Raw genomic sequence first — 21,527 nt, forward strand, 5'->3', positions numbered from 1 at the left:
CGATGTTCGACACCCCCGACACCATCACCGCGCTGCCGCCGATCTCGACAGCGCCGGAGGCCGACGCCGCCTTCGACCCGCGCGCGCTGTTCGACGAGGGCCTCGCCACGGTGCGCCGCCTGTCGCGGGGCCTGTGGACCGACCACAACACACACGACCCCGGCATCACGATGCTGGAGGTGGCCTGCTACGCGCTCACCGAGCTGTCGTACCGCCACTCGCTGCCCATCGAAGACCTGCTGACCGCGCCCGGCGAAGGCAATGCGCAGGCGATGGAGCGCCTGCACTCGCCGCGCACCGTGCTGCCCAACCGTGCGCTCACCGAACTCGACTGGCGCAAGCTGCTGATCGACCTGCCCGATGTGAAGAACGCGTGGATCGAGCCGGTGACGGATTCGCTTCTGTATGCCGACCTGCGCCGCCGCGAACTGCGAACGACGCCGCCCGCGCATCCGGCCTTCGAGCCCGTGCCGCTGGCCGGCCTGTATCGCGTGCGGATCGAGTTCATGGATTCGGTCAACACGCAGGTCGAGCGTGCGGCCGTGCTCGCCGCGGTGCGCAACACGCTGGAGACATCGCGCAACCTCTGCGAGGACTTCATCGAAGTGCGGCCGGTGCGCGCAGAGTACTTCGCGCTCTGCGCCGAGATCGACCTCGAAGGCGATGCCGATCCCGTCGAGGCCGCGGCGCGCCTGCTGTTCGACATCGGCCAGGCGGTCGCGCCGCCCGTGCTCAACCACGACCTCGCCACGCTGCTCGCGCGCGGTCTGACGCTGCCCGAGATCCTCGACGGCCCGCTGCTCCAGCACGGCTTCATCGACGACGCCGAGTTGCAGGCCGCTGCCCTGCCCGCCGAGCTGCGCCTGTCGGACCTGATCGGCGTGGCGATGGACGTGCCCGGCATCCGCTCGGTGCGCAACATGCTGCTGAACCCGCTGGTGCGCCTCGACGAGAACGACGAGGACGCGCCCGACGCCGACCCCACCGAGGTGCAGGCCGACCCGGCGCCGCTCGCCAATGCCTGGCGCATTCCGGTGCGCACGGGACGCCTGCCGCGCCTGTCGCTCGCGCAGGGCCGGCTGGTCTTCGCCAAGCGCGGGCTGCCGGTGCAGGGGTGGAACATCGCCGACATGCCAGCGTCGGTGGCCGCCCGGTTGGCCGAGCTGCGCGAGGCGGCGCGGGTACGCGTCGAGCAGCAGGCCGGCACCGACGTGCCGCTACCCGCATCGGGCCGCGCCCGCGTGCTCGATGCATGGACTTCATTTCAGCAGGACTTTCCGGCCGTCTACGGCATTGGCGCGCACGGTCTCGGCCTGCGGGCCACCGCAGAACGCCGCGTGCAGGCGCTGCAATTGCAGGGCTGGCTGCTGTTCTTCGACCATGCGATGGCCGGACAGTTGTCGATGCTCGCGAATGCGCGCCGGCAACTGTCGGTGGCGCCGGCCGACCTGCAGGACGTGGCGCAGCGCTTCAGCGGCGCGGGCAACAACCGCCACACGCTCTCGGCGCAGATCGTGACGAGCATCGCCGACAACGCGCTGCTCTACCCCGCCGGCGTCACGCCGCGCATGCTGGCCGATGCGATCGAAACCGGCGCCGAGGCCGCGTCGCGCCAGCAGCGGCTGCTCGATCACCTGCTGTCGCGCGTGGCCGAAGACTTTGCCGACTACGCCGGTGCCATGGCCTCGGCCTTCGGCTACGACAGCGACCGCCTGATCGGCGACCGTTGCCGCTTCCTGCAGGAAGTGGCTGAGCTCTCGCGCGACCGCGCAGGCGCTTTCGAGCAGCGTCCCGCCACCGCGGCCGAAGTGTGGAACACGCCCAATGTCTCGGGTCTGGAACGGCGCGTGGCGCGCCTGCTCGGCATTGCCGACTTCACGCGGCGCAACCTGGGCCTGCAGAGCTACGACACCTACAACGAGATCGACGCGGTGCCCGACAGCGTCAACGAGTTCCGCTTTCGCGTGCGGCATGCGGTGACGAACGCGATCCTGCTCTCGTCGAGCACGCGCTACCCGACGCCCGAGGCCGCGCGCGCCGCGATGATCCTGGCGATCGAACGCGCCCAGCTGCCCGCCAGCTACCAGCGGCTGATGACCGCGGGCGCAGAGGCCAAGCCCTACTTCAACATCGTCGACGCCACGGGCGAAGTCGTTGCGCGCCGCATACAGTATTTCGACAGCGCAGCGGCGATGGAAACCGCCATCGCCGACCTCGTCACCTACCTCGCGGGCCACTACGGCGGCGAGGGCATGTACCTCGTGGAGCACCTCCTGCTGCGCCCGCGCGCCGCGACCGACCGGATGTTCGACATCTGCACCGACGCGGGCTGCGGCGACTGCAGCGATCTCGATCCGTATTCGTACCGCGTGCACGTGCTGCTGCCGGCCTATGCCGGGCGCTTCCAGAACGAGGGCTTTCGCCGCTTCGCGGAAGAAGTCATCCGCGCCGAGATGCCGGCGCACATCCTGCCGACGGTGTGCTGGGTGGGCAGCAACGACATGGCCGATTTCGAAGGCGCATGGCGCAACTGGCTGACGGTGCATGCGGGCTTCGGCAGCACCACCGAAGCCACCCGCCAGGCGCGGCTCGATGCGCTCGTCGAGGTGCTGCAGCGCGCCAAGAACATCTACCCGAGCCGTGCGCTTTTCGACTGCACGAGCGACGAGGCCAAGCCGCCCTTCATGCTGGGCCGGACCTCGCTCGGCACCCAGCCGTCGGGCGGCAACTGAAGCGAACGTCAAGCGAACCCAAGGAGTCACCACCATGGCCGATCCACTGCAAGTGCTCAGCAGCCTCGAGACGCTGGCCGACCACTACACCGTCTTCGAGCCCGACCAGGTGCTCACGCACGGGCAGCTCAACAGCGTGTCCGACTTCTGGGGCGACCAGGTGCGGCTCTCGCGCGTGGCGCTTTCGGGCGTCGGGCTGGTGACGGGGCTTCACGTGTCGCGCGAAGGCGCCGGCGTGCGCGTGACGCGCGGCTTCGGCGTCAGCACCGACGGCGACCTGATGACGCTCGCGGCCGACACGCTCTACGACCGCTTCCGCCCCTACGACACCACCGCGCCGGTGTACCGGCCGTTCTACCGCGGCACCGCGGCGGACGGTTCGCCCACCGACATGATCGCGCTGCAGGAACTGGTGCCGGTGGGCGAGAGCGACGTGCTCGCGCAGCCGCTCTCGGCGCTTCCGGGCCCGCTCGCCGACCGCGCGGTGCTGATGCTGATGGAGAGCGTGGTCAACGACCCCGACATGTGCAGCGGCACCGACTGCGACAACCTCGGGCGCGATGCGCTGCACCGCGTTCGCCTGCTGCTCATCCGCCGCAGCGACGCGCAGACCCTGCTCGACCGGCTGCCGCTGCGCCCCGCGAGCGAGGCCGCGCAGGCGCTGCCGCCGGTGGCGATGCGCCGGCCCGTGCTGGGCAAGGACATCGTCAACACCGCGCTGCTGGCCGCGCGCTACCGCGACACCGCGCGCGCATCGCTCGAAGACCTGCAGCGCGCCCTGCCCTCGCTCGACGCCAACTGCCCCGAGGTGCTCACCGACATGTTCGGCGCCGATCCGACCACGCGCTGGCTGGGTGCGCTGACATCGCTCTCCACGCAGTTCGCGGGCGCGCCCGGCGCTGCGCAGAGCTGCTACGGCTTCGTGAAGGACCTCATCGACCAGTGGAACGCGCTGCGCGAGGCGCTGCTGGCCGACGACGCGGTGCCGCTGCCGGACGTGGCCGCGTTTCCGAAGCACCTGCTGCTGGGCGCCACCGCCGCGCCGCGCGAACTGCGCACGGGCCTGTACCCCTCGCCGCTGGACGCAACCGCGCGGGAGCACTCGGCGCATGCGCGCTTTCACGCATGGAAGTTCGATACGCTGATCGCGAGCTTCCAGATGCCCACCGACACCGCGGTACGCGTCACGCCGAGCCTCTCGGACCTGCACCCGCTGGAAAAGCGCGCGATCCCCTGGTATTACCGCGTGCTGGAGACCGCGCCGATCCACGCGGCGTGGAACTTCCGTCTTTCCTCCCGCCACCACGAGGGGCAGAACCTCGGCTACCGCGGGGCCGCGTGGGCCAGCACGGCGCAGGCGCGCGACCCGCTGGCCTTTGCGATCGGGCAGCACGACTTCTTTCGCATCGAAGGGCACTTAGGCCGCGCGGTGGAGACGGTGGGAAACGAGCTGCGCCAGCTGATCGCCGATCGCAACCTGCCGTTCCAGGTGCAGGCGGTGCTGGTGCACACGCAGCCCGATCGCATCCGCTTCAGGCCGCCGATCCGGTACACGCCGCTGCACACGTTGCACTACCTGTTCAGGCAGGACGTGACGTACCGGCTCGCCGAGGGCGCGAGCTTTGCCTTGAGCCAGCTGGACGACGTGACCGAAGCGGTCGACAAGCGGCTCATCCTGGGCAGCACCGACGCCGGCACGCCGGTCATCGGCACCATGCGCGCGACCAGCGATGCGGTGTCCCTCGCCGGGCAGGCCGCGGCGCCGGTGCTTTCGCAGAAGAACTACAGCGCCTACCGCACCGCCGCCAACGGTGCCGAGGGCGCAGCCTGGCGCAGCAGCTATGCCACGTCGTTGCAGTCGATGGGCCAGGCGCGCAACAACCTGGGCCACCTGTCGCGCACCGACTATGTCTCGCCGTTCGACAACCTGATCAGCAGCCGGCAGCCGCACTGGATCGACTGGCTGGACACGCTCATCCTGGACAAGGACCGCGCGGCCGACGCACGGCTGCTGTTCGCCCAGTTCGTGCAGGAGCACGCCGGCGTCGACCACCTGGGCGGCGTGTGGCGCGGCGGCACCTTCGTGCTGGTGTACGACGACCAGGGCCGCGTGGTGGCCGACCTCACGTTGCCCTATCCGGCTGCCGAGATCGACACGCCCGAGCCCGCCGAGCCCCCGCTGCCGCCACCGCCGAGGCCGCCTTCGCCATCGCCATCGCCCACCCCGGCGCCCACCCCCTTGCCTCCGGGGCCCCTGATGTTCGGCGGCACGCGCTACGTCAAGCCCATGGACCTCGTCGCCAAGGAGCGCGTGGACCTGGAACGCGCGGTGCTGAACAAGGACCTCGAACTGCAAAGCGCCCGCATCGAAGGGCTGGTGAAGGGCGCCTTCGTGCCGAGCAATGCGGTGGACCCCAGGAAGGCCGCGCTGGCGGACCTGACCGGCGACCGCTACCTCGACTACCAGACCCGCGAGATGACGCACCAGGCCGAACGCCTGCAGACGCTGCAGGACCTGCTGGTGCAGCCGGGCCTGCCGGACGACGCCCGCAAGCAGGTCGAGCGAGACCTCGACCGCGCGCAACTCGATCTTGCCGAGACCGTCGGCGGCGTGGCCGCACAACTGGTGACGGCCGGCGTCGACGTGGGCAGCCCGGCCGGCAAGCAGCTGACGCAGTCCATGACCAACAGCATGGGCGCGATCCGCAGCCCGGCCGCCAAGACGCAGCTGGACACGCGCCTTGCGACCGCGCAGGGCCGGGCAACCGGCAACCAGGCGGTGGTGCTGGGCAACCTGCGCAACATCGGGCGCTGACATGGACACCCACCGCGTGCGGCGCCTGCGCTGGCGGGCCTCGGCCTCCGACCCGGCCGAGGCCTTCGCCTTGCGCAGGCTGCTGCGCGAGCAGGGCGAAATCTGCGAGGCGGCGCTGGACCGCGCGTTCGACAAGGCGGTGCCGCCCAACGAGGTGTGGCACCTGCCGAGGCTGGCACTGGATGTGCGGCTGGCGGACCTTCGGGGGCTCCCGGCAGCCGAGTTGTCCGAACGCATCGAGGCCGCGGTGCGCGCGGCGCTGGCTGCGGCGGAGCGTCCGGTGACACGCGATGCGCGGACGGTGGAGGCCGGACATGAGCGCGGGTCGGGCAAGCCGCCGGCCACGCCGCCCTTTCCCGAGGCCGACATCGTTTTGTCGCAACGCTCGACTGCCCTCGAGGCACGCCAGGCCCTGAAGCACTACATGGCGAATGGCCTCCTGCCCTGGACGCTCGCCGGCCTCGCGCCCGAAGAGGCGCAGCGCGTGCTGGCCGAGGCGGCGATGCGGGCGGCGGAATCGGTGGCATGCGGCGCCGACCCGCTGCGCGCGGTGCTGCCCGAGGCGACCGAGGCGCGCGCGGCTTTCGGCGCACTGCTGCGCTGGCTGCCGCTTCTGCCGGCCGCACTGCGCCGCCGCCTGCTGGCCGTGCATTGGCCGTCGCAGCCGCTGAGCCCCGCGACGCTGGAGCGCTGGCGCGCGTGGATCGATGACGATGCCGTCGATCGCATCGAGTGGCAGGCCGTCTGGCTCGCCGCGTCACTCGGCACCGATGCACTTCGAGAGCTTGTCGTGCAGCAGCGCGCGGTGGCAGGCGCACCGCCGTTTCTTGCATCGCTGCAGGAAGCACTCGTCGGACGGGCAAACACCCGGAGAACCGCTCGTGCGCCCTCGGTGGCGGAAGGAACGAAGACCTCCGCCGCACCGGCAACCGAACAGCCTCACCACCCTGCGCAAAAGCATCCGGTGGAGAGCGATTCCGCGACAACCGCCGAGCCCCTGCTGGTCCCGCTCGCCGGCCTCGTGATGCTGCACCCCTGGCTGCCCCGCTTGCTCGCCGGTTGCGGCGTGCTCGACGAGGGTGGCAAAGAGATCGTTCCCGCCGAGTTCCCCCGCGCCTGCGCGCTGCTGCACGCGCTGGCCTGCGACGACGCGCCCATCGCCGAGCACCAGTTGCCTTTCATCAAGTTGCTGCTCGGCCGCCCGCCCGACGAGCCGCTCGACGCCGCGCTGCCCGCGCTTTCGCTGGCCGACTGCGAGGAGGTCGATGCGCTGCTCATTGCCGTGCGCGACCACTGGAGCGCCCTGCGCGGCACCGGCATCGAGGGCCTGCGCCTGAGCTTCCTGCAGCGGCGCGGCCTGCTCTCGCGCGACGACGGCGCGTGGCACCTGCGCATGCAGTCCGAGGCCTTCGACATGCTGATGGCGATGCTGCCCTGGCGCATCGAGCAGGTGCGCCTGCCCTGGATGCGCCGACTCCTCGTCGTGGAGTGGCCCACGCCATGAAGCCCGCCGACATGCCGCCCGTCGACGCCCGAGTCGATGCCGACACGCTCGAAGCCGAGCTCGAATGGCTCGCGCACGTGATCGAGCTGCGCCTGCACCATTACTTTCACGACAAGGCACCGGGGTCGCCGCCGCTGCCCGGCACGCTCGCGCCGCCGCCATCGTTGCGCCCGGGTGCCGGTCCGTATGCGGCCGCGCTGCAGCGCCACGGCTTCGACGCCGCCGAGCGGCTGCTGATGATCCTCGCGCTCGCGCCCCAGTTGCGCCCGCAGTTGCTCGACGTGCTGGCCACGCAGAACGCCACCACGCAGCGCCCCTACACCGAGTTCGGCGCGCACGTGGGACCCGGCGGCGCGATGCTGCCGACGGTCGAGACGGGCTGCTTCCTGCTCGCGGGCGACGACCTCGCGCGGCGCTTCGAGGCGTTGCAGCGCCTGTCGCCGCAGCAGCGCCTTGCGCGCGACGGCCTGCTGCACACCGAGACGCCGGCCTCGCCCGAGGCCGGCGGCCTGTTGCAATCGCTGCTCGCGCCCTCGCCCGCCTTTCTTGCCGAAGCCTTGCCCGGCCCCGCGCTGCCGGCGCCGCCCGATCGCACCGCGCTCGCCACCCGGGTGCAGACGGGCCTGCGCTGGGAAGACCTGGTGCTGCCCGCCACCACGCTCGGGCAGCTCGAGGACATTCATCTCTGGCTCGCCCACGGCCAGCGCCTGCTGCACGACTGGGGCTTCGGGCGGCGCACCGGGCGCGGCCATGTGAGCCTGTTCCACGGGCCCTCGGGCACCGGCAAGACGCTGTCGGCGTGCCTCATCGGCGAGCGCTGCGGACGCGAGGTGCACCGCGTCGACCTTTCGCTGGTGGTCTCCAAGTACATCGGCGAGACCGAGAAGAACCTCTCGCGCCTGTTCGACGCGGCCGAGCGCGGCGGCTGGATTCTTTTCTTCGACGAGGCCGATGCGCTCTTCGGCAAGCGCACCAGCGTGAGCGACGCGCATGACCGCTATGCGAACCAGGAGGTGAGCTACCTGCTGCAGCGCATCGAGGCGTTCGACGGCGTGGTGATTCTGGCGAGCAACCTGCGCCACAACATCGACGACGCGTTCCTGCGCCGCTTCCAGTCGGTGGTGCAGTTCCCGCTGCCGCGTCCGCCCGAGCGGCTGCGGCTGTGGCGCGAAGGCATTCCCGATGCGGTGCGGCCCGACCCGGCCCTGGACCTCACGCGCCTTGCGCAGCAGCACGAGCTCTCGGGCGGCACCATCGTCAACGTGCTTCGCTATGCGTGCCTGCGCTCGCTGGCGCGCGGCGACGGCCTGCTGCGCGCCGAAGACGTGGACGAAGGCGTGCGGCGCGAGCTCTTGAAGGAGGGCCGCGCGCTGTAGCGGGACGCCCATGGCCGACACCGCCACCCAGCCCTCCCCCGCCCGCGCGGCACTGCGTGTGCCCGACACGCGCAGGCCCCCGCCCCGACGCGTGCCCCCCGCCACCTCGAAGCCTGCGGCGCCCGTTGCGCCGGTGCGCGTGTCGCAACCCTCCGATCCGGCCGAGCGCGAGGCGGTGCGCGTCTCGCAGCGCGTGCTCGCCATGGCACCGGCCGCCGCGACACCGCAGGCGCGCCGCTTCGCCAAGACCGTGCCCGCGCGCGGTTCGGCGCGCAGCCTGCTGCCCTCGTCGCTGGGCGTGGGAGCGTCGGTGGGGCAGCCGCTGCCGCGCCATCTCAGGCACGACATGGAGCCGCGCTTCGGCGCCGACTTCTCGGCCGTGCGCGTGCACACCGGCGATGCGGCAGCGCGCGCGAGCCGTCGGCTCAACGCGGCCGCCTTCACGGTCGGGCACGAGGTGTTCTTCGGCCGCGACCGCTTTGCGCCGGGCAGCGTCGAAGGCCGCGGCCTCATAGCGCACGAGTTGACGCACACCATCCAGCAGGGCGGCGCCGCGCAGCCCGGCACGGCGCACCGCAGCGTGGACACGACCGTGCGCGTGCGCAGCGAGCCGCAGGTGCAGCGCCTGGGCGTGCAGGACGCGCTCGACTACTTCGCCGGCAAGGCCGACAGCATCCCGGGCTTCAGCATGTTCGCGCTGGTGCTGGGCATGAACCCGATCAACGGCCGCGCGGTGGACCGCTCGCCGGCCAACGTGTTTCGCGCGCTGGTGCGCTTCGTGCCCGGCGGCGACCTGATCGTGAAGGCACTGGACACCTACGGCGTGTTCGACAAGATCGCAAACTGGTTCTCGCAGCAGGTCGACAGCCTCGGCATGGTGGGCGCCACCTTCAAGCAGGCCGTGTTCGACTACGCGGACTCGCTCGGCCCCGGCGCGCTGCTGGACCTAGGCGGCGCCTGGAACCGCGCGGTGCGCATCTTCACGACGCCGTGGAACCAGATCAAGACCTTCGTGGCGGGCCTGGCGGGCGACATCCTGACCCTCATCAAGGACGCGGTTCTGAAGCCGCTGGCCGCGCTGGCCGCGACCACGCCGGCCTATCCCCTGCTCAAGGCGGTGCTCGGCAAGGACCCGGTGACGGGCGAAGAATCGCCGGGCGACGCGCAGGCGATCCTCGGCGGCATCATGACGCTGGCCGGCCAGGGCGAGGTGTGGGGCCGCGTGCAGTCCACCGGCGCCATCGGCCGCGTGGTTGCCTGGTTCAACGACGCGAAGAAGGCGCTGGTGGGCTTCGTCAAGCAGGTGCCGGCGCTGGCGATGGCGGCCTTCACCTCGCTGGAGCTGATGGACATCGTGGTGCTCCCGCGAGGCCTGGCGAAGGTTGCGGCCGTGTTCGGCAACTTTGTCGCGAGCTTCATCGGCTGGGGCGTCGATTCGGCGATGAAGCTCGCCGAAATCGTCTTCGAGGTGGTGAGCCCCGGCGCCTGGGGCACGATCCAGAAGACGGGCGGCGCGCTCAAGAACATCATCAAGGACCCGCTGCCTTTCGTGAGCAACCTGGGCAAGGCCGCCAAGCTGGGCTTCCAGAACTTCGCGGGCAACTTCCTCACGCACCTGCAGAACGGGCTGATCAAGTGGCTCACCGGCTCGCTCTCGGGCGTGTACATCCCCACCGCGCTCTCGCTGCCCGAGATCGTGAAGTTCGCGTTCTCGGTGCTGGGCCTGAGCTGGGGGAACCTGCGCGGCAAGCTGGTCAAGGGCATCGGCGAGACCGCGGTGGTGGCGCTGGAGAAAGGCTTCGGCATCGTCATGACGCTGAAGGACAAGGGCCCCGCCGCCGCCTGGAAGCAGGTAAAGGCGGAGCTCGCCGCGCTCAAGGACCAGGTGATCGAAGGCATCAAGGGAATGATCGTCGAGGCGGTCGTGACCAAGGCGATCCCCAAGCTGGTGGCGATGTTCATCCCCGGCGCAGGCTTCATCTCGGCCATCGTGTCGATCTACGACATGGTGATGGTCTTCGTGAACAAGATCTCCGAGATCGCCGCGGTGGTGAGCGCCTTCGTGGGCTCCATCTCGGCCATTGCGAGCGGCGCCATCGGGGCGGCGGCGGGCAAGGTGGAGTCGGTGCTCGCGGGCGGGTTGTCGCTCGCGATCAATTTCCTCGCGGGGTTCGCGGGGCTGGGCAAGATCGCGGCCAAGATCAACGGCATCCTGCAGAAGATCCGCGCGCCGGTGGACAAGGCGCTGGATTCGATGGTGGCGTGGGTGCGGAAGATGGCGAAGAAGTTCCTGGATGCGCTGCTGGGGAAGAAGGATGCCAAGGACAGCCGGAGTACCGCGCAGAAGCAAAGAGATCTCGACGCCGCGACGGCCGAGGCTACGGCGCTGCTGGAGGACAAGAGCATTCCAGTTGATCAAGTGGCCGCCAAGACGAACGCGATTCGTGCCAAGTACAAACTGACCAAGCTGGTCATCGTCGAAGACGACAAATCGCCGGACTCGCAGTTCTCCCATGTCGAGGGAGAAATCAATCCAAAGAAGAAGGGTAAGAAAACGGCTGTGGTGTCCAAGGAGGACATCAAGAACCGCCAGCAGGAAGAACAACTGAAATTCCCCGTTACCACGGATCCCGCTCGCATGCTGGGCCCGGGACGACCCACGACCTTGACGCATTCTCAAGTCGTCAATAGGCGCGGAACCGGGAAAGACCGGGGCACCGCAGCCGAGGTGCGCGAGCAGGAGGTTTCAGGCGGTCAGCGCGAAGTCACGGTCGACACTCAGCTGGGAGGGCGACGTCATGACGTGCGCGATACCGGCCAGGGCGGCACTGTCGAGATCGCAAAGGAAATCAAGAACTACAGGGTGTGGACGACAGTAAAAGGGAAGCGTGTGAAGAAGGAAGTGAAGGCAACCTCCGAAATACGAGCCCAGATCGACAAGGACACCCTCTGGCGCGCAGCAGCAAGCAAACAGATTCCGCCAGTCCGCAGGGATGTGTTCTGGATCTTCTATGGCGCGCCGCCAAATGCAGAATTGCGTTCCACGCTGCTGGCGAGGAACTTCGTGATCGTTGTCCACGGCTAGAACCGACCGGTCAGACGGAGGACGTTTCCGGAAACTCGATCTGGATCTTGACGTCGCTCGCACGCCCCGCCGCCGCTTCTTCAAAAGCCTGGATCCCATCCTCAAACGCAAAGGTGCGCGAGATGAACGGCTTCACATCCACCTGCCCCGAAGCGATCAACGCGAGCGCGCGCGGAAAGATGTTGGCGTAGCGAAACACCGACTCGATGCGCACTTCCTTCGCCTGGATCGCGACGATGTCGAACGCCACCTTGGCCGGCGGTATGCCCACCAGCACGAGGCAGCCGCCGGGGCACAGCAGGTCGAAGATGCCGTCGAAGGCGCGGGTGCTGCCGCTGGCTTCGAAGACGACGTTCGCGCCCCAGCCTTCAGTCAATGCCCTCACGGTGTCGGCGAGATTCGCATCGCGCACGTTCACCGTCGTCACCGCGGGGTTGCCGGCGAAGAGCGCGAGCTTCTCGGGCACGAGGTCCGCAAGGATCACGCGGGCCGCGCCGCCGGCCAGCGCCGCCAGCGCGGTCATCGCGCCGATGGTGCCCGCGCCGATGACGACTGCGACGTCGCCAGGCTTGAGCGCCGCCTTCTTCGCGGCCTGCAGGCCGATGGCCAGCGGCTCGACGATCGCGCCTTCGCCGAAGCTCACGTTGTCGGGCATGCGGAAAGTGAACGCGGCCGGATGCACCACGAAGGGCGTGAGGCAGCCGTGGATCGGCGGCGTGGCCCAGAAGCGCACGGCGGGGTCGAGGTTGTAGATGCCCTCGCGGGTGGCGCGCGAATCCATCTGGGGGATGCCTGGCTCCATGCACACGCGATCCCCCGGTTGGAGGTGCGTGACTTCGGCGCCCACCTCGGCGACCACGCCGGAGGCCTCGTGGCCGAGGATCATCGGCGCATCGACCGTGTAGGGGCCGATGCCGCCGTGCTGGTAGTAGTGGACGTCGCTGCCGCACACGCCCACGGTGTGCACGCGGATCATCACGTCGCGCGGCCCCATGTGCAGGGGAACGTCGACGTCGCGCAGCGTGATTTCGTGCGCCTTTTCCAGGACCAGTGCTCTCATTTCCATCTTTCGCTCAAAGGGTGTGTCGGGGGTTCAGTGAAAAGGGGCGCCGGTGCGCAACAGCGAGACGCCGGTGTCGATGTCGAACAGGTGCACCTGCTGCGGATCGGCAACGAAGCGCACGCGCTCGTGCAGGCCCGGGCCCTGGGCCGATGGCATGAGCGCGGAAATTTCGCCGCCGTCGTCGCCACCGTTCGGGCCGAAGCTCACCAGCACTTCGTTGCCGAGGTACTCGATGAGCTGCACCTCGCCCGCGAAGCCGCCCAGGCGACCCTCATGGGTGTCCGCCTGCAGGTGCGCAGGGCGGACGCCCAGCGTCACGCGCGCGCGGCCTTCGAGCTCGAAACGGCGCGGATCCACGTGCACCGTGCCGCACGGCCCGCGCAGCACGACATGCCCATCGGCGGGCGCCTCGATCCGCATCTCCACCAGGTTCATCGGCGGCGTGCCGATGAAGCCGGCCACGAAGGCCGAGCGCGGGCGCTCGAAGATCTCCCGGGGCGTGCCGACCTGCTCGATGCGCCCGTCGCGCAGCAGCACGATGCGGCAGCGCGCCGGCAGTGACGCGGCGAGTGGTTCGGTTCGTCATCGTTCGTCTCCTTGTGCTTGTGTGAGAGGAACGAAGCGTATGCAGGCCCAGCCGCACGCTGCGTACAGGCGCGCTGGCGGACTGGTATTTCCATGACCAGCGGACTTGGGGTTTAGCCGGGGGTCCGCGCCGATAGTCAGTTTTATTTCATTGCAACGCCTGGGTTGCAGGCCGGAACCGGGCGCGAAGAAATAGCTCGGCTCTAACGGCGCGATCGCGACCGACAGCACCTCGACGGCAGGGACCGGCGTCAACCTGCTCTCCACGGGCGGCGCGGCCATCGTTTTGCCCATATCGGTTGCAATGAAAAACCAGAACGATAGAATTTCTCCGGTCTTCTTTTGAAACCAGAGGCCATATCGCTTCTTCTCGCCGAAACGAACATCGCCATGGAACTGAACCTCGAGCCGAACGCGGCAAGCCTCCCTGACGCACGACCCGCTGCCCCCACCATCTCCGCCCCGATGGCGCTGCTGTTCGCCATCGCCTGCGGGCTCGCGGTGGCCAACGTCTACTACGCCCAGCCGCTGCTCGATACGCTCGCGGCCACCTTCGGCATCCGCCCCGCCACGGTCGGCATCGTCATCACGACCACCCAGGTCGGCTACGGCCTCGGGCTCCTCATGGTGGTTCCGCTGGGCGACCTGATCGACCGGCGGCGATTGATCGTCGGGCAGTCGCTGCTGTCGGTCATTGCCCTGCTCTGCGTGGCGCTGGCGCCCAGTGCGGCGATCCTGCTACCGGCGATGGCGGCGGTCGGCCTGCTGGCCGTCGTGACGCAGGTGCTGGTTGCCTATGCCGCGCTCATGGCGCCGGCGGGCGAGCGCGGCCGCGTGGTCGGCATCGTCACGAGCGGGATCATCGTGGGCATCCTGCTGGCACGCGCGGTGTCGGGCACGCTGTCGGACCTCTTCGGCTGGCGCTCGGTGTACCTGGTGTCCGCCGCGGGCACGCTGGTCGTCGCCGGCCTGCTGTGGAAGGCGCTTCCGCGGCAGGAGAGGCCATCGGTGCGCATCTCGTACGTGCAGCTGATCCGATCGGTGTTCACGCTATTTGCGGAGGAGCCCGTGCTGCGCATCCGCGCGGTGCTCGCCATGCTGATCTTCATGGCCATCACGATGCTGCTGACGCCGATGGTGTTGCCGCTGACCGCAGCGCCGTTCTCGCTGTCGCACACGCAGGTGGGACTGTTCGGCCTGGCGGGCGCGGCGGGTGCCTTGGGGGCCGCACGCGCGGGCCGCCAGGCGGACCGGGGCCGGGCGCAGCGCACCACCGCCATCGGGCTTGTGGTCATGCTGCTGTCGTGGGGGCTCATCGCGCTGCTGCCGTGGTCGATCTGGGCGATGGCGATCGGGGTGGTGACGATCGACTTCGGCCTGCAGTCGGTGCACGTTGCGAACCAGAGCCTCATCTACCGCGTGCGCCCCGAAGCGCAGAGCCGGCTGACCGCCGGCTACATGATCTTCTATTCGATCGGCTCGGCCACCGGATCGATCGCCTCGACGATGCTGTACGCGCACGGCGGCTGGAACAGCGTCTGCCTCGCGGGGGCCGCGACGAGCGGCGTCGCGCTGGCGTTCTGGGCCGCAACCCGGCACCTGACGCCGCGGGATTCCAACGCCTGAACGCTCACGCCGTGGTGGCGAGCGGTGTGTTCTGCGCGGTGCGCAGGCCGAAGCGATCCTGCGCCTGCTGGCGGTAGGCCGAGGGCGTCATGCCCTTGAGTTGCAGGAAGCGCCGGTTGAAGTTCGCCAGGTTCGCGAAGCCCACCTCGTAGCAGATGTCGCTCACCAGCCGGTCGGAGGTCTGCAGCATCTCGCAGGCCTTGGTGATGCGAAGCCGCGTCACGAAGTCGGTGAAGGTGCTGCCCATGTGCTTGTGGAAGTAGCGCGAGAAGCTGCTCTCGGCCATGTTGGCCACCGCGCACACGGCCGGCAGCGAGAGCTCTTCGGTCAGGTGCGCGTCGAGGTAGTCGAGCACCCGGCGCATGCGGGTGTTGGCGCTCGGGTCGTCGTCCAGCGGGCCTGTCGCGCTGGAGATCTGGCGCCAGTCTTCCCAATTGGCGAGTTCGTGCAGCACCCCGATGAATTCCGAGAGCCGCGCCATGCCCTCCTGGCCCTGCACACGGCCGAAGCGCTCGCGCATCCGCGCGCTGATGCCGAAGAACTCGATGCCGAGCCTGGCGCGGTCGAGCATCGGCAACACGGCTTCCAGTTCAGGAAAAAGACCCGCGGCCTTGCGCAGCGGCTCGTCGCGAAAGTGGATCACCATGCTGCGGTCGGCAATGCCCTCGGGCGGCACGTCGTGCGAGATCCAGGTGTGCGGCAGGCGCCCGCCGACCAGGGCCACGTAACCCGGCTCGAAACGGCCGATGTGGTTGCCGACGTAGGCATCGCCGCTGCTGCGGTTGATGATCTGCAGCTCGTACTCGTCGTGGTAATGCCAGCAGTCGAAGGGCCAGGGCACGCCATGCTGCAGGCAGCGCACCGAGCTGCCGCCGGCGGGCTCGAAACCCAGGCGCGGGTCGCGCATCAGCTCGTGTTCGAGCTCGGGCTTTCGCGCATTGTTGTACTTGCTCATGGCGTTTCCCTGGGTGCGACCGCGGGATGCTCCAGAGCCTCTGCCGACCGCCGGCAGCGCCGGTCAGGCGCCGGCCACCTTCATGCGGTTGACCAGAATCGATCCCGTGGTCTTTGCACCGAAAGTGTAGGCATCGGCGCCGATGGCTTCAATGCCCATCAGCATGTCCTTGAGGTTGCCGGCGATGGTGATCTCCTGCACGGGGAAGGCGATCTTGCCCTTCTCGACCCAGAAGCCGCTGGCGCCGCGCGAGTAGTCGCCGGTCACGTAGTTCACGCCCTGCCCCATCAGCTCGATCACGAAGAGGCCGGTGCCCAGCTTGGCGAGCATGGCGTCAAGGTCGTCGCCATGCTTGGTCAGGCGCGAGCTCAGCGTCAGGTTGTGGGAGCCACCGGCGTTGCCGGTGGTCTTCATGCCCAGCTTGCGGGCCGAGTAGGTGGAGAGGAAATAGCCCTCGAGCCGGCCCGCATCGACCACCTTGCGGGCACGCGTGGTCACGCCTTCGTCGTCGAAGGGCGAGCTGCCCTTGCCGCGCATCACATGCGGGTCTTCGGCCACGTCGATGTGCTTGGGCAGCACGGGCTTGCCAAGCGAATCGAGCAGGAACGTGCTCTTGCGGTACAGGGCACCGCCGCTCACGGCCTGCACCAGCCCGCCCAGGAGGCCCACGGCCAGCGGCGACTCGAACAGCACCGGGCATTCGGTGGTCTTGATCTTGCGCGACTTCAGGCGGCTCAAGGCCCGTTCGGCGGCGTATCGGCCCACGGCCTCGGGGCTCGCGAGTTCGTCGGCCGAGCGCATGGAGCTGTACCAGGCGTCGCGCTGCATGTCGTCGCCCTTGCCGGCGATGGGTGCCACCGAAATCGAATGCCGCGAGCTGGCGTAGCCGCCGCGGAAACCGTGCGTGTGGGCGCTGAAGAAGTGGCTCTGCTGGGCCGAGACGCCCGCGCCTTCGCTGTTGGTGATGCGCTTGTCGGTCGACAGGGCTGCCGCCTCGCATTCCAGCGCCAGCCTGGCGGCCTGCTCGCTCGTCACGTCCCAGGGGTGGAAGAGGTCGAGCTCGGGGTGTTCCTTGGCGATGTCTTCCTCGTCGGGAAGGCCGCTGACCGGGTCTTCGGCCGTGAAGCGGGCGATGTCGTAGGCGGCCTGCACGGTCTGCTTGATGGCGCCCTCGGAGAAGTCCGAGGTGCTCGCGTTGCCGCGGCGGTGGCCCACGTAGACGGTGATGCCGAGCGACTTGTCGCGGTTGCGCTCGACGTTCTCGAGTTCGCCCTTGCGGACCGAGACGCTGAGCCCGCAGCCCTCGGAGGCCTCGGCGCCGGCGTCGGTCGCACCGAGCTTCTTGGCGTGGGCCAAGGCGGTATCGACCAGGTTTTCGAAGAAGGAGCGGCTGTAGGCGAAGCCGGAATCGGCGCGCGAGGAGGATGTCGTCATGTGGTGGCTATGATACTTGCGCCCCCCATTTCCCGGTTTTCTCCCCAGCTTCCCGCTGCCTGTGCGGTCCATTGCGCACATTGCAACGCCGCACGGCGCGGCCCAGAATCCACCCACATGTCCCGCAAACCCAAAAAAGGCTATTTTGTCCGTGGCCAGTTCGTCGCCGAAGGCAGCGAACTCGACCTGGAGCTCAAGCGTGAGCTCAAGGGCACCGACGAAGCCAGCCGCACCGACCTCAAGCGCGAAAGCGACGAACTGCAAAAGCTCGGCACCGAGCTGCTCACGCTGCGCGCCGCCCTGTTCGACGCCCTCCAGCTGGACGAGAAACTGGTCGACGCCGTCGCCGAGGCCAAGCGCATCACCAACTTCGAGGGCAAGCGCCGCCAGATGCAGTTCATCGGCAAGCTGATGCGCAAGCTCGAACCGGAGGTGCTGGAGGCCGTGAAGCTCGCGCTCACCGAGCAGAACAGCACCCCGGCCGCCGAAACCGCCGCCCTGCACGAGGCCGAGCGCTGGCGCGACCGGCTGATCGCCGACGACGACGCCCTCGGCGGCTGGATCGAGACCCACCCGGCCACCGATTCGCAACAGCTGCGCGCCCTGGTGCGCCAGGCCCGCAAGGACATGAAGACCGGCCCGGCCGGCGAGGCGCCCCGCCAAGGCAAGGCCTACCGCGAGATCTTCCAGCTGGTGCGTGAACAACTGGCCGTGCATGGCGGCGACGACCACGCCGCCGCTGCCGCCGCTCAGGACCGGGAAGAGGACGCATGAGTTCGTTCGACCCGGTACGCATCGGCATCGTCTCCGTCAGCGACCGCGCCTCCAGCGGCACCTATGAAGACAAGGGCCTGCCCGCGCTGAAGGAATGGCTCGGCCGGGCGCTGAAGAACCCCATCGAGTTCGCACCCCGGCTGATCCCCGACGAAACGGCCCTCATCAGCGCCACGCTGATCGAGTTGGTCGACGCGGGCTGCTCGCTGGTGCTGACCACCGGCGGCACCGGCCCCGCGCTGCGCGACGTGACGCCCGAGGCCACGCTGGCCATCGCCCACAAGGAAATGCCCGGCTTCGGCGAGCAGATGCGCCAGATCAGCCTGCGCTTCGTGCCGACCGCGATCCTCTCGCGCCAGTTGGCGGTGATCCGCGACAAGAGCCTGGTGATCAACCTGCCGGGCCAGCCCAAGTCGATCGCCGAAACGCTCGAAGGGCTGAAGGATGCCGACGGCACGCAGCTCGTGCCCGGCATCTTTGCTGCGGTGCCCTACTGCATCGACCTGATCGGCGGGCCGTACCTGGAAACCGACGACGCGGTCTGCAAGGCCTTCAGGCCGAAGTCGGCAGTCCGGCCCGCGCGCTGAACCCGGTTACTTGACCAGCGTCAGCAAGGGCGCGCCCTTGTCCTTGACCATCGTCACCAGGAACTTCGCGGGCTTGGTCTTGCTGGCGTTGCGGCCGACCGTGTGGATGTCGTTCGGACCTTCGTAGAAGGTCTGGCCCGGGGTCAGCGTGACCTCCTTGCCGCCCTTCACGCCCATCACGATCGACCCCTCGAGCACGTAGATGAAGGCGTGGGCGTCGTGGCGGTGGACCGGGTCGACGGAGCCCGGCGGAAAGTCCACGATGAACGAGACCGCCTCCTTGCCGGGCATGTCGGCCAGGTCCTTCGTCAGGAGGACGGTTGCCGCGGCTTCGGGCGCGGCCACGGCGGGCATCGCGGCGAACACGCCGAGCGCGAGGCCGAGGGAAATGCAGGTCTTTTTGAAACAGGTCATGGGTTGTCTTTCCGGCCCGCATCGCGGACCTTGGGTCAATGGTTTGGTGAACAAGCAGCTGCCGAATCAGGCGCGTGCACGCTGCGCAAGCCAGTCGGCGAACAGCGTCGTGCCCAGGCGCGGATCGCGGCCGGGCGTGAGCGAACGGTCGTCCAGCTGCACGCCGAAGTAGCTCGCCCCTGCATCGGTGACGACCGGGCGCTTGTCGCCGGTCGCGGCGAAAAGGCGGCGCACCAGCGTGTCGAGCGGCAGCGCCTCGGGCCCCGCGATCTCGATGCGGCTGCGCGCCGGCGGCTCGCCCACCACCGCAGCCAGCGCGGCGGCCACGTCGTCCGCCGCCATCGGCTGGATCAGCGCGTTCGACAGCCGCACCTGGCCGCCCTGCACGCTCCCGTCTGCGATGCCAGCCACGAACTCGAAGAACTGCGTGGCCTGCACGATGGTCCAGGGCACGGGCGAGGCTTCGATCAGTTCCTCCTGGCGCTGCTTGGCGCGGAAATAGCCGCTGGCCAGAAGGCGATCGGTGCCGACCACCGACAGCGCGATGTGGTGAGCGACGCCCGCCTCCGCTTCGGCGGCGAGCAGGTTGCGCCCCGCGGTGTCGAAGAAATGCAGCGCGGCCGCGTCCTCGAACGACGGCGAATTCGCGACGTCGACGACGACCTGGGCGCCTGCCAGCGCTTCTTTCAGGCCCTCGCCCGTGAGCGTGTCGACGCCCGTGGAGGGCGATGCGGCCAGGACCTCGTGGCCGGCATGGCGCAGCAGGGGTGCGAGCTTCGAGCCGATGAGGCCGGAGCCTCCGATGATGACGATCTTCATGGTCGATTCCTTGGTGGAGCGAGTCAAAGAGGAACGCCCCCCGTGGGCGTCCATGCAAGGAAGACGTCCAGTGGGGAGTGTTTGTGACAAGCGAATCGAAAATCGTCGGAAGATCACGCGACCGGGCGCGGCAGTCCTCTCACCCCTTCAACAAACGGGCATCGAACGTCGGGTCGACCCGACAGCCGGAAGCACTATCTGGACATGACCAGACCTTGCGGGCCGATGCCCCCGGTCGCCACCGTCGACACGGCCATCGCGCTCAATGCGCCGGTGCCGGCATCGATGGTGTAGGTCGAGATGTCCTTGGAAATGTTGTTCGTTGCGTAGGCAAACCGGCCCGTGGGGTCCACGGTGATGGCGTTCGGCGCTGTCCTTGCGGGCACTGGCGGCATGGCCATCGGACTCAACGCGCCAGTGACGGCATCGATGGAATAGCCCGACACGGTGTTGTCGTTTCTGTTCGCCACATAGGCAAATCGCCCCGAGGGGTCCACGGCGATGGAACTGGGGCCGTTGCCTGTTCCCACCGTCGGCATGGACACCATCGGACTCAAGGCGCCGGTGCTGGCATCGATGGTGTAGGCCGACACATCGGTGGAGCCGAGGTTCACCACATAGGCAAACCGGCCCGTGGGGTCCACGGCGACGGAGCTGGGGGCAGTTCCTGCGGTCACCGTCGGCACGGCCATCGGACTCAGCGCGCCGGTGCTGGGATCGATGGTGTATGCCGACACATTGCCTGAGCCCGCGTTCGGCACATAGGCAAACCGGCCCGTGGGGTCGATGGTGATGGCGAAAGGGAAGCCCCCTGCCGCCACCGTCGGCGTGGCCATCGGACTCAAGGCGCCGGTGCCGGCATCGATGGCATAGCCCGACACGGTGCTGTCGCCCAGATTCGCCACATAGGCAAACCGACCCGTGGGGTCCACGGTGATGAAGATGGGAGAACTCCCTGTGGCCACCGGCGGCACGGCCAGCGGGCTCAGCGCGCCGGTGCCGACATCGACGGCAAAGGCCGATACGTTTCTATCGGCCAGATTCGCCACGTAAGCGAAGCGGCCCGTAGGCTCCACGGCAATGGAGGAAGGGGAGCGGCCCGTTCCCACCATCGGCCCGGCCGTGCCTAATGCGCCGGTGACGGCATCGACGGTGTAGGGAAACAGGTTGTTGGAATCCCTGTTCGTCACATACGCAAAGCGTGCCGCAGGCGCGGCACAGGTCACTGCCACGTCGGTGACGGCGGCATCGGCGACGGTGCCCGTGCCATTTCCGACCGTGCAGACCCGGGTGAGGATGTTGGACTGGGTCTTCACCGTGACCGCATAGCCCGCGCCGCCGAGCAGCTTGGTGGAAAAACTGAAGGCACCGTTCGCCGCGATGGCCAGGTCGTCGCCGGCGTTGTTCTGCAACACGAGGCCCGAGCCCAGCAAGCCGCTGACATTGCCGCTCACCGTGTAGGTGGCGCCCGGGCCTGCCGGTGGAGCGGGAACATCCGGCACCGGAACATCCGGTGCGGGCGCGGCAGGCTGCTGCGGCGGCGGCGTCAGTGCCAAGGGGACGAAGCCACCACCGCCTCCTCCGCCACCCCCACCGCAGGAGGCCAGGCCGACCAGCATGGTGCCCAGCAAGGCCGTGCCCAGTCGATCCGACCAGGAATGCCGGGTGAACTTCCCGCGCGAAGATTGAGAACAAGGGCCGTGGGTGGGGGCGAGTGCCGACATGCAGGAAACCTCTGAATCCAACGAGTTTCAAAAC

General features: G+C 68.8%; 15 protein-coding genes. 8 read left to right on the forward strand and 7 right to left on the reverse strand.

Features of this window, described 5'->3' with window-relative positions; all coding sequences use genetic code 11:
* Window positions 1–2: 2 nt before the first annotated feature.
* The 5 genes from RT97_RS01350 to RT97_RS01370 are packed head-to-tail and all read left to right on the forward strand — an operon-like array spanning window position 3 to window position 11,512.
* Window positions 3–2,732: a hypothetical protein gene (locus RT97_RS01350; protein WP_080898125.1), complete on the forward strand. Its 2,730-nt coding sequence runs from the start codon at window positions 3–5 to the stop codon at window positions 2,730–2,732.
* Between the two features lie 34 nt (window positions 2,733–2,766).
* The gene (locus tag RT97_RS01355) at window positions 2,767–5,547 is read left to right on the forward strand and encodes a hypothetical protein (protein WP_042576988.1); all 2,781 of its coding nucleotides are present in this window, start codon (window positions 2,767–2,769) and stop codon (window positions 5,545–5,547) included.
* A 1-nt stretch (window position 5,548) separates the two neighbouring features.
* A complete protein-coding gene (locus tag RT97_RS01360) occupies window positions 5,549–7,051 on the forward strand; it encodes a contractile injection system tape measure protein (RefSeq protein ID WP_042576989.1) in 1,503 nt (500 codons plus the stop codon).
* The gene (locus RT97_RS01365) at window positions 7,048–8,427 is read left to right on the forward strand and encodes an ATP-binding protein (RefSeq protein WP_216595150.1); all 1,380 of its coding nucleotides are present in this window, start codon (window positions 7,048–7,050) and stop codon (window positions 8,425–8,427) included. The genes RT97_RS01360 and RT97_RS01365 overlap by 4 nt, the downstream gene beginning before the upstream one ends.
* A gap of 10 nt (window positions 8,428–8,437) precedes the next feature.
* Window positions 8,438–11,512: an eCIS core domain-containing protein gene (locus RT97_RS01370; RefSeq protein WP_052810514.1), complete on the forward strand. Its 3,075-nt coding sequence runs from the start codon at window positions 8,438–8,440 to the stop codon at window positions 11,510–11,512.
* A 10-nt stretch (window positions 11,513–11,522) separates the two neighbouring features.
* Here the strand turns inward: RT97_RS01370 and RT97_RS01375 are convergent, their stop codons facing one another.
* Window positions 11,523–12,572, reverse strand: a complete 1,050-nt coding sequence (locus tag RT97_RS01375) for an NAD(P)-dependent alcohol dehydrogenase (RefSeq protein ID WP_042577039.1) — start codon at window positions 12,570–12,572, stop codon at window positions 11,523–11,525.
* A 33-nt stretch (window positions 12,573–12,605) separates the two neighbouring features.
* Window positions 12,606–13,112 (reverse strand): TOBE domain-containing protein, encoded by a 507-nt coding sequence (locus tag RT97_RS01380; RefSeq protein ID WP_253278102.1) that lies wholly within the window; start codon window positions 13,110–13,112, stop codon window positions 12,606–12,608.
* A 438-nt stretch (window positions 13,113–13,550) separates the two neighbouring features.
* Here RT97_RS01380 and RT97_RS01385 point away from each other — a divergent pair, with 438 nt between their 5' ends.
* The gene (locus RT97_RS01385; RefSeq protein WP_042576990.1) at window positions 13,551–14,786 is read left to right on the forward strand and encodes an MFS transporter; all 1,236 of its coding nucleotides are present in this window, start codon (window positions 13,551–13,553) and stop codon (window positions 14,784–14,786) included.
* Between the two features lie 4 nt (window positions 14,787–14,790).
* Here RT97_RS01385 and RT97_RS01390 read toward each other — a convergent pair whose 3' ends face one another.
* A complete protein-coding gene (locus RT97_RS01390) occupies window positions 14,791–15,741 on the reverse strand; it encodes a helix-turn-helix domain-containing protein (RefSeq protein ID WP_042576991.1) in 951 nt (316 codons plus the stop codon).
* Between the two features lie 63 nt (window positions 15,742–15,804).
* The gene (gene pmbA, locus RT97_RS01395) at window positions 15,805–17,175 is read right to left on the reverse strand and encodes a metalloprotease PmbA (RefSeq protein ID WP_042576992.1); all 1,371 of its coding nucleotides are present in this window, start codon (window positions 17,173–17,175) and stop codon (window positions 15,805–15,807) included.
* Window positions 17,176–17,292: 117 nt separating this feature from the next.
* Here pmbA and yjgA point away from each other — a divergent pair, with 117 nt between their 5' ends.
* On the forward strand, window positions 17,293–17,949 hold the full coding sequence (gene yjgA / locus RT97_RS01400; RefSeq protein WP_042576993.1) for a ribosome biogenesis factor YjgA: 657 nt from the start codon (window positions 17,293–17,295) through the stop codon (window positions 17,947–17,949).
* Window positions 17,946–18,536: a molybdopterin adenylyltransferase gene (gene mog, locus RT97_RS01405; protein ID WP_042576994.1), complete on the forward strand. Its 591-nt coding sequence runs from the start codon at window positions 17,946–17,948 to the stop codon at window positions 18,534–18,536. Before yjgA ends, mog begins: the two co-directional genes overlap by 4 nt.
* A gap of 6 nt (window positions 18,537–18,542) precedes the next feature.
* Here mog and RT97_RS01410 read toward each other — a convergent pair whose 3' ends face one another.
* The 3 genes from RT97_RS01410 to RT97_RS01420 form a co-directional block, all read right to left on the reverse strand.
* Window positions 18,543–18,950 (reverse strand): cupin domain-containing protein, encoded by a 408-nt coding sequence (locus RT97_RS01410; RefSeq protein ID WP_042576995.1) that lies wholly within the window; start codon window positions 18,948–18,950, stop codon window positions 18,543–18,545.
* 66 nt (window positions 18,951–19,016) lie between these two features.
* A complete protein-coding gene (locus RT97_RS01415) occupies window positions 19,017–19,769 on the reverse strand; it encodes an SDR family oxidoreductase (protein ID WP_042576996.1) in 753 nt (250 codons plus the stop codon).
* Window positions 19,770–19,963: 194 nt separating this feature from the next.
* The gene (locus RT97_RS01420; protein WP_172672139.1) at window positions 19,964–21,400 is read right to left on the reverse strand and encodes a lactonase family protein; all 1,437 of its coding nucleotides are present in this window, start codon (window positions 21,398–21,400) and stop codon (window positions 19,964–19,966) included.
* Between the last annotated feature and the right edge of the window lie 127 nt (window positions 21,401–21,527).

The organism is Variovorax paradoxus (genome assembly GCF_000834655.1).
GTDB lineage: Bacteria > Pseudomonadota > Gammaproteobacteria > Burkholderiales > Burkholderiaceae_C > Variovorax > Variovorax paradoxus_F.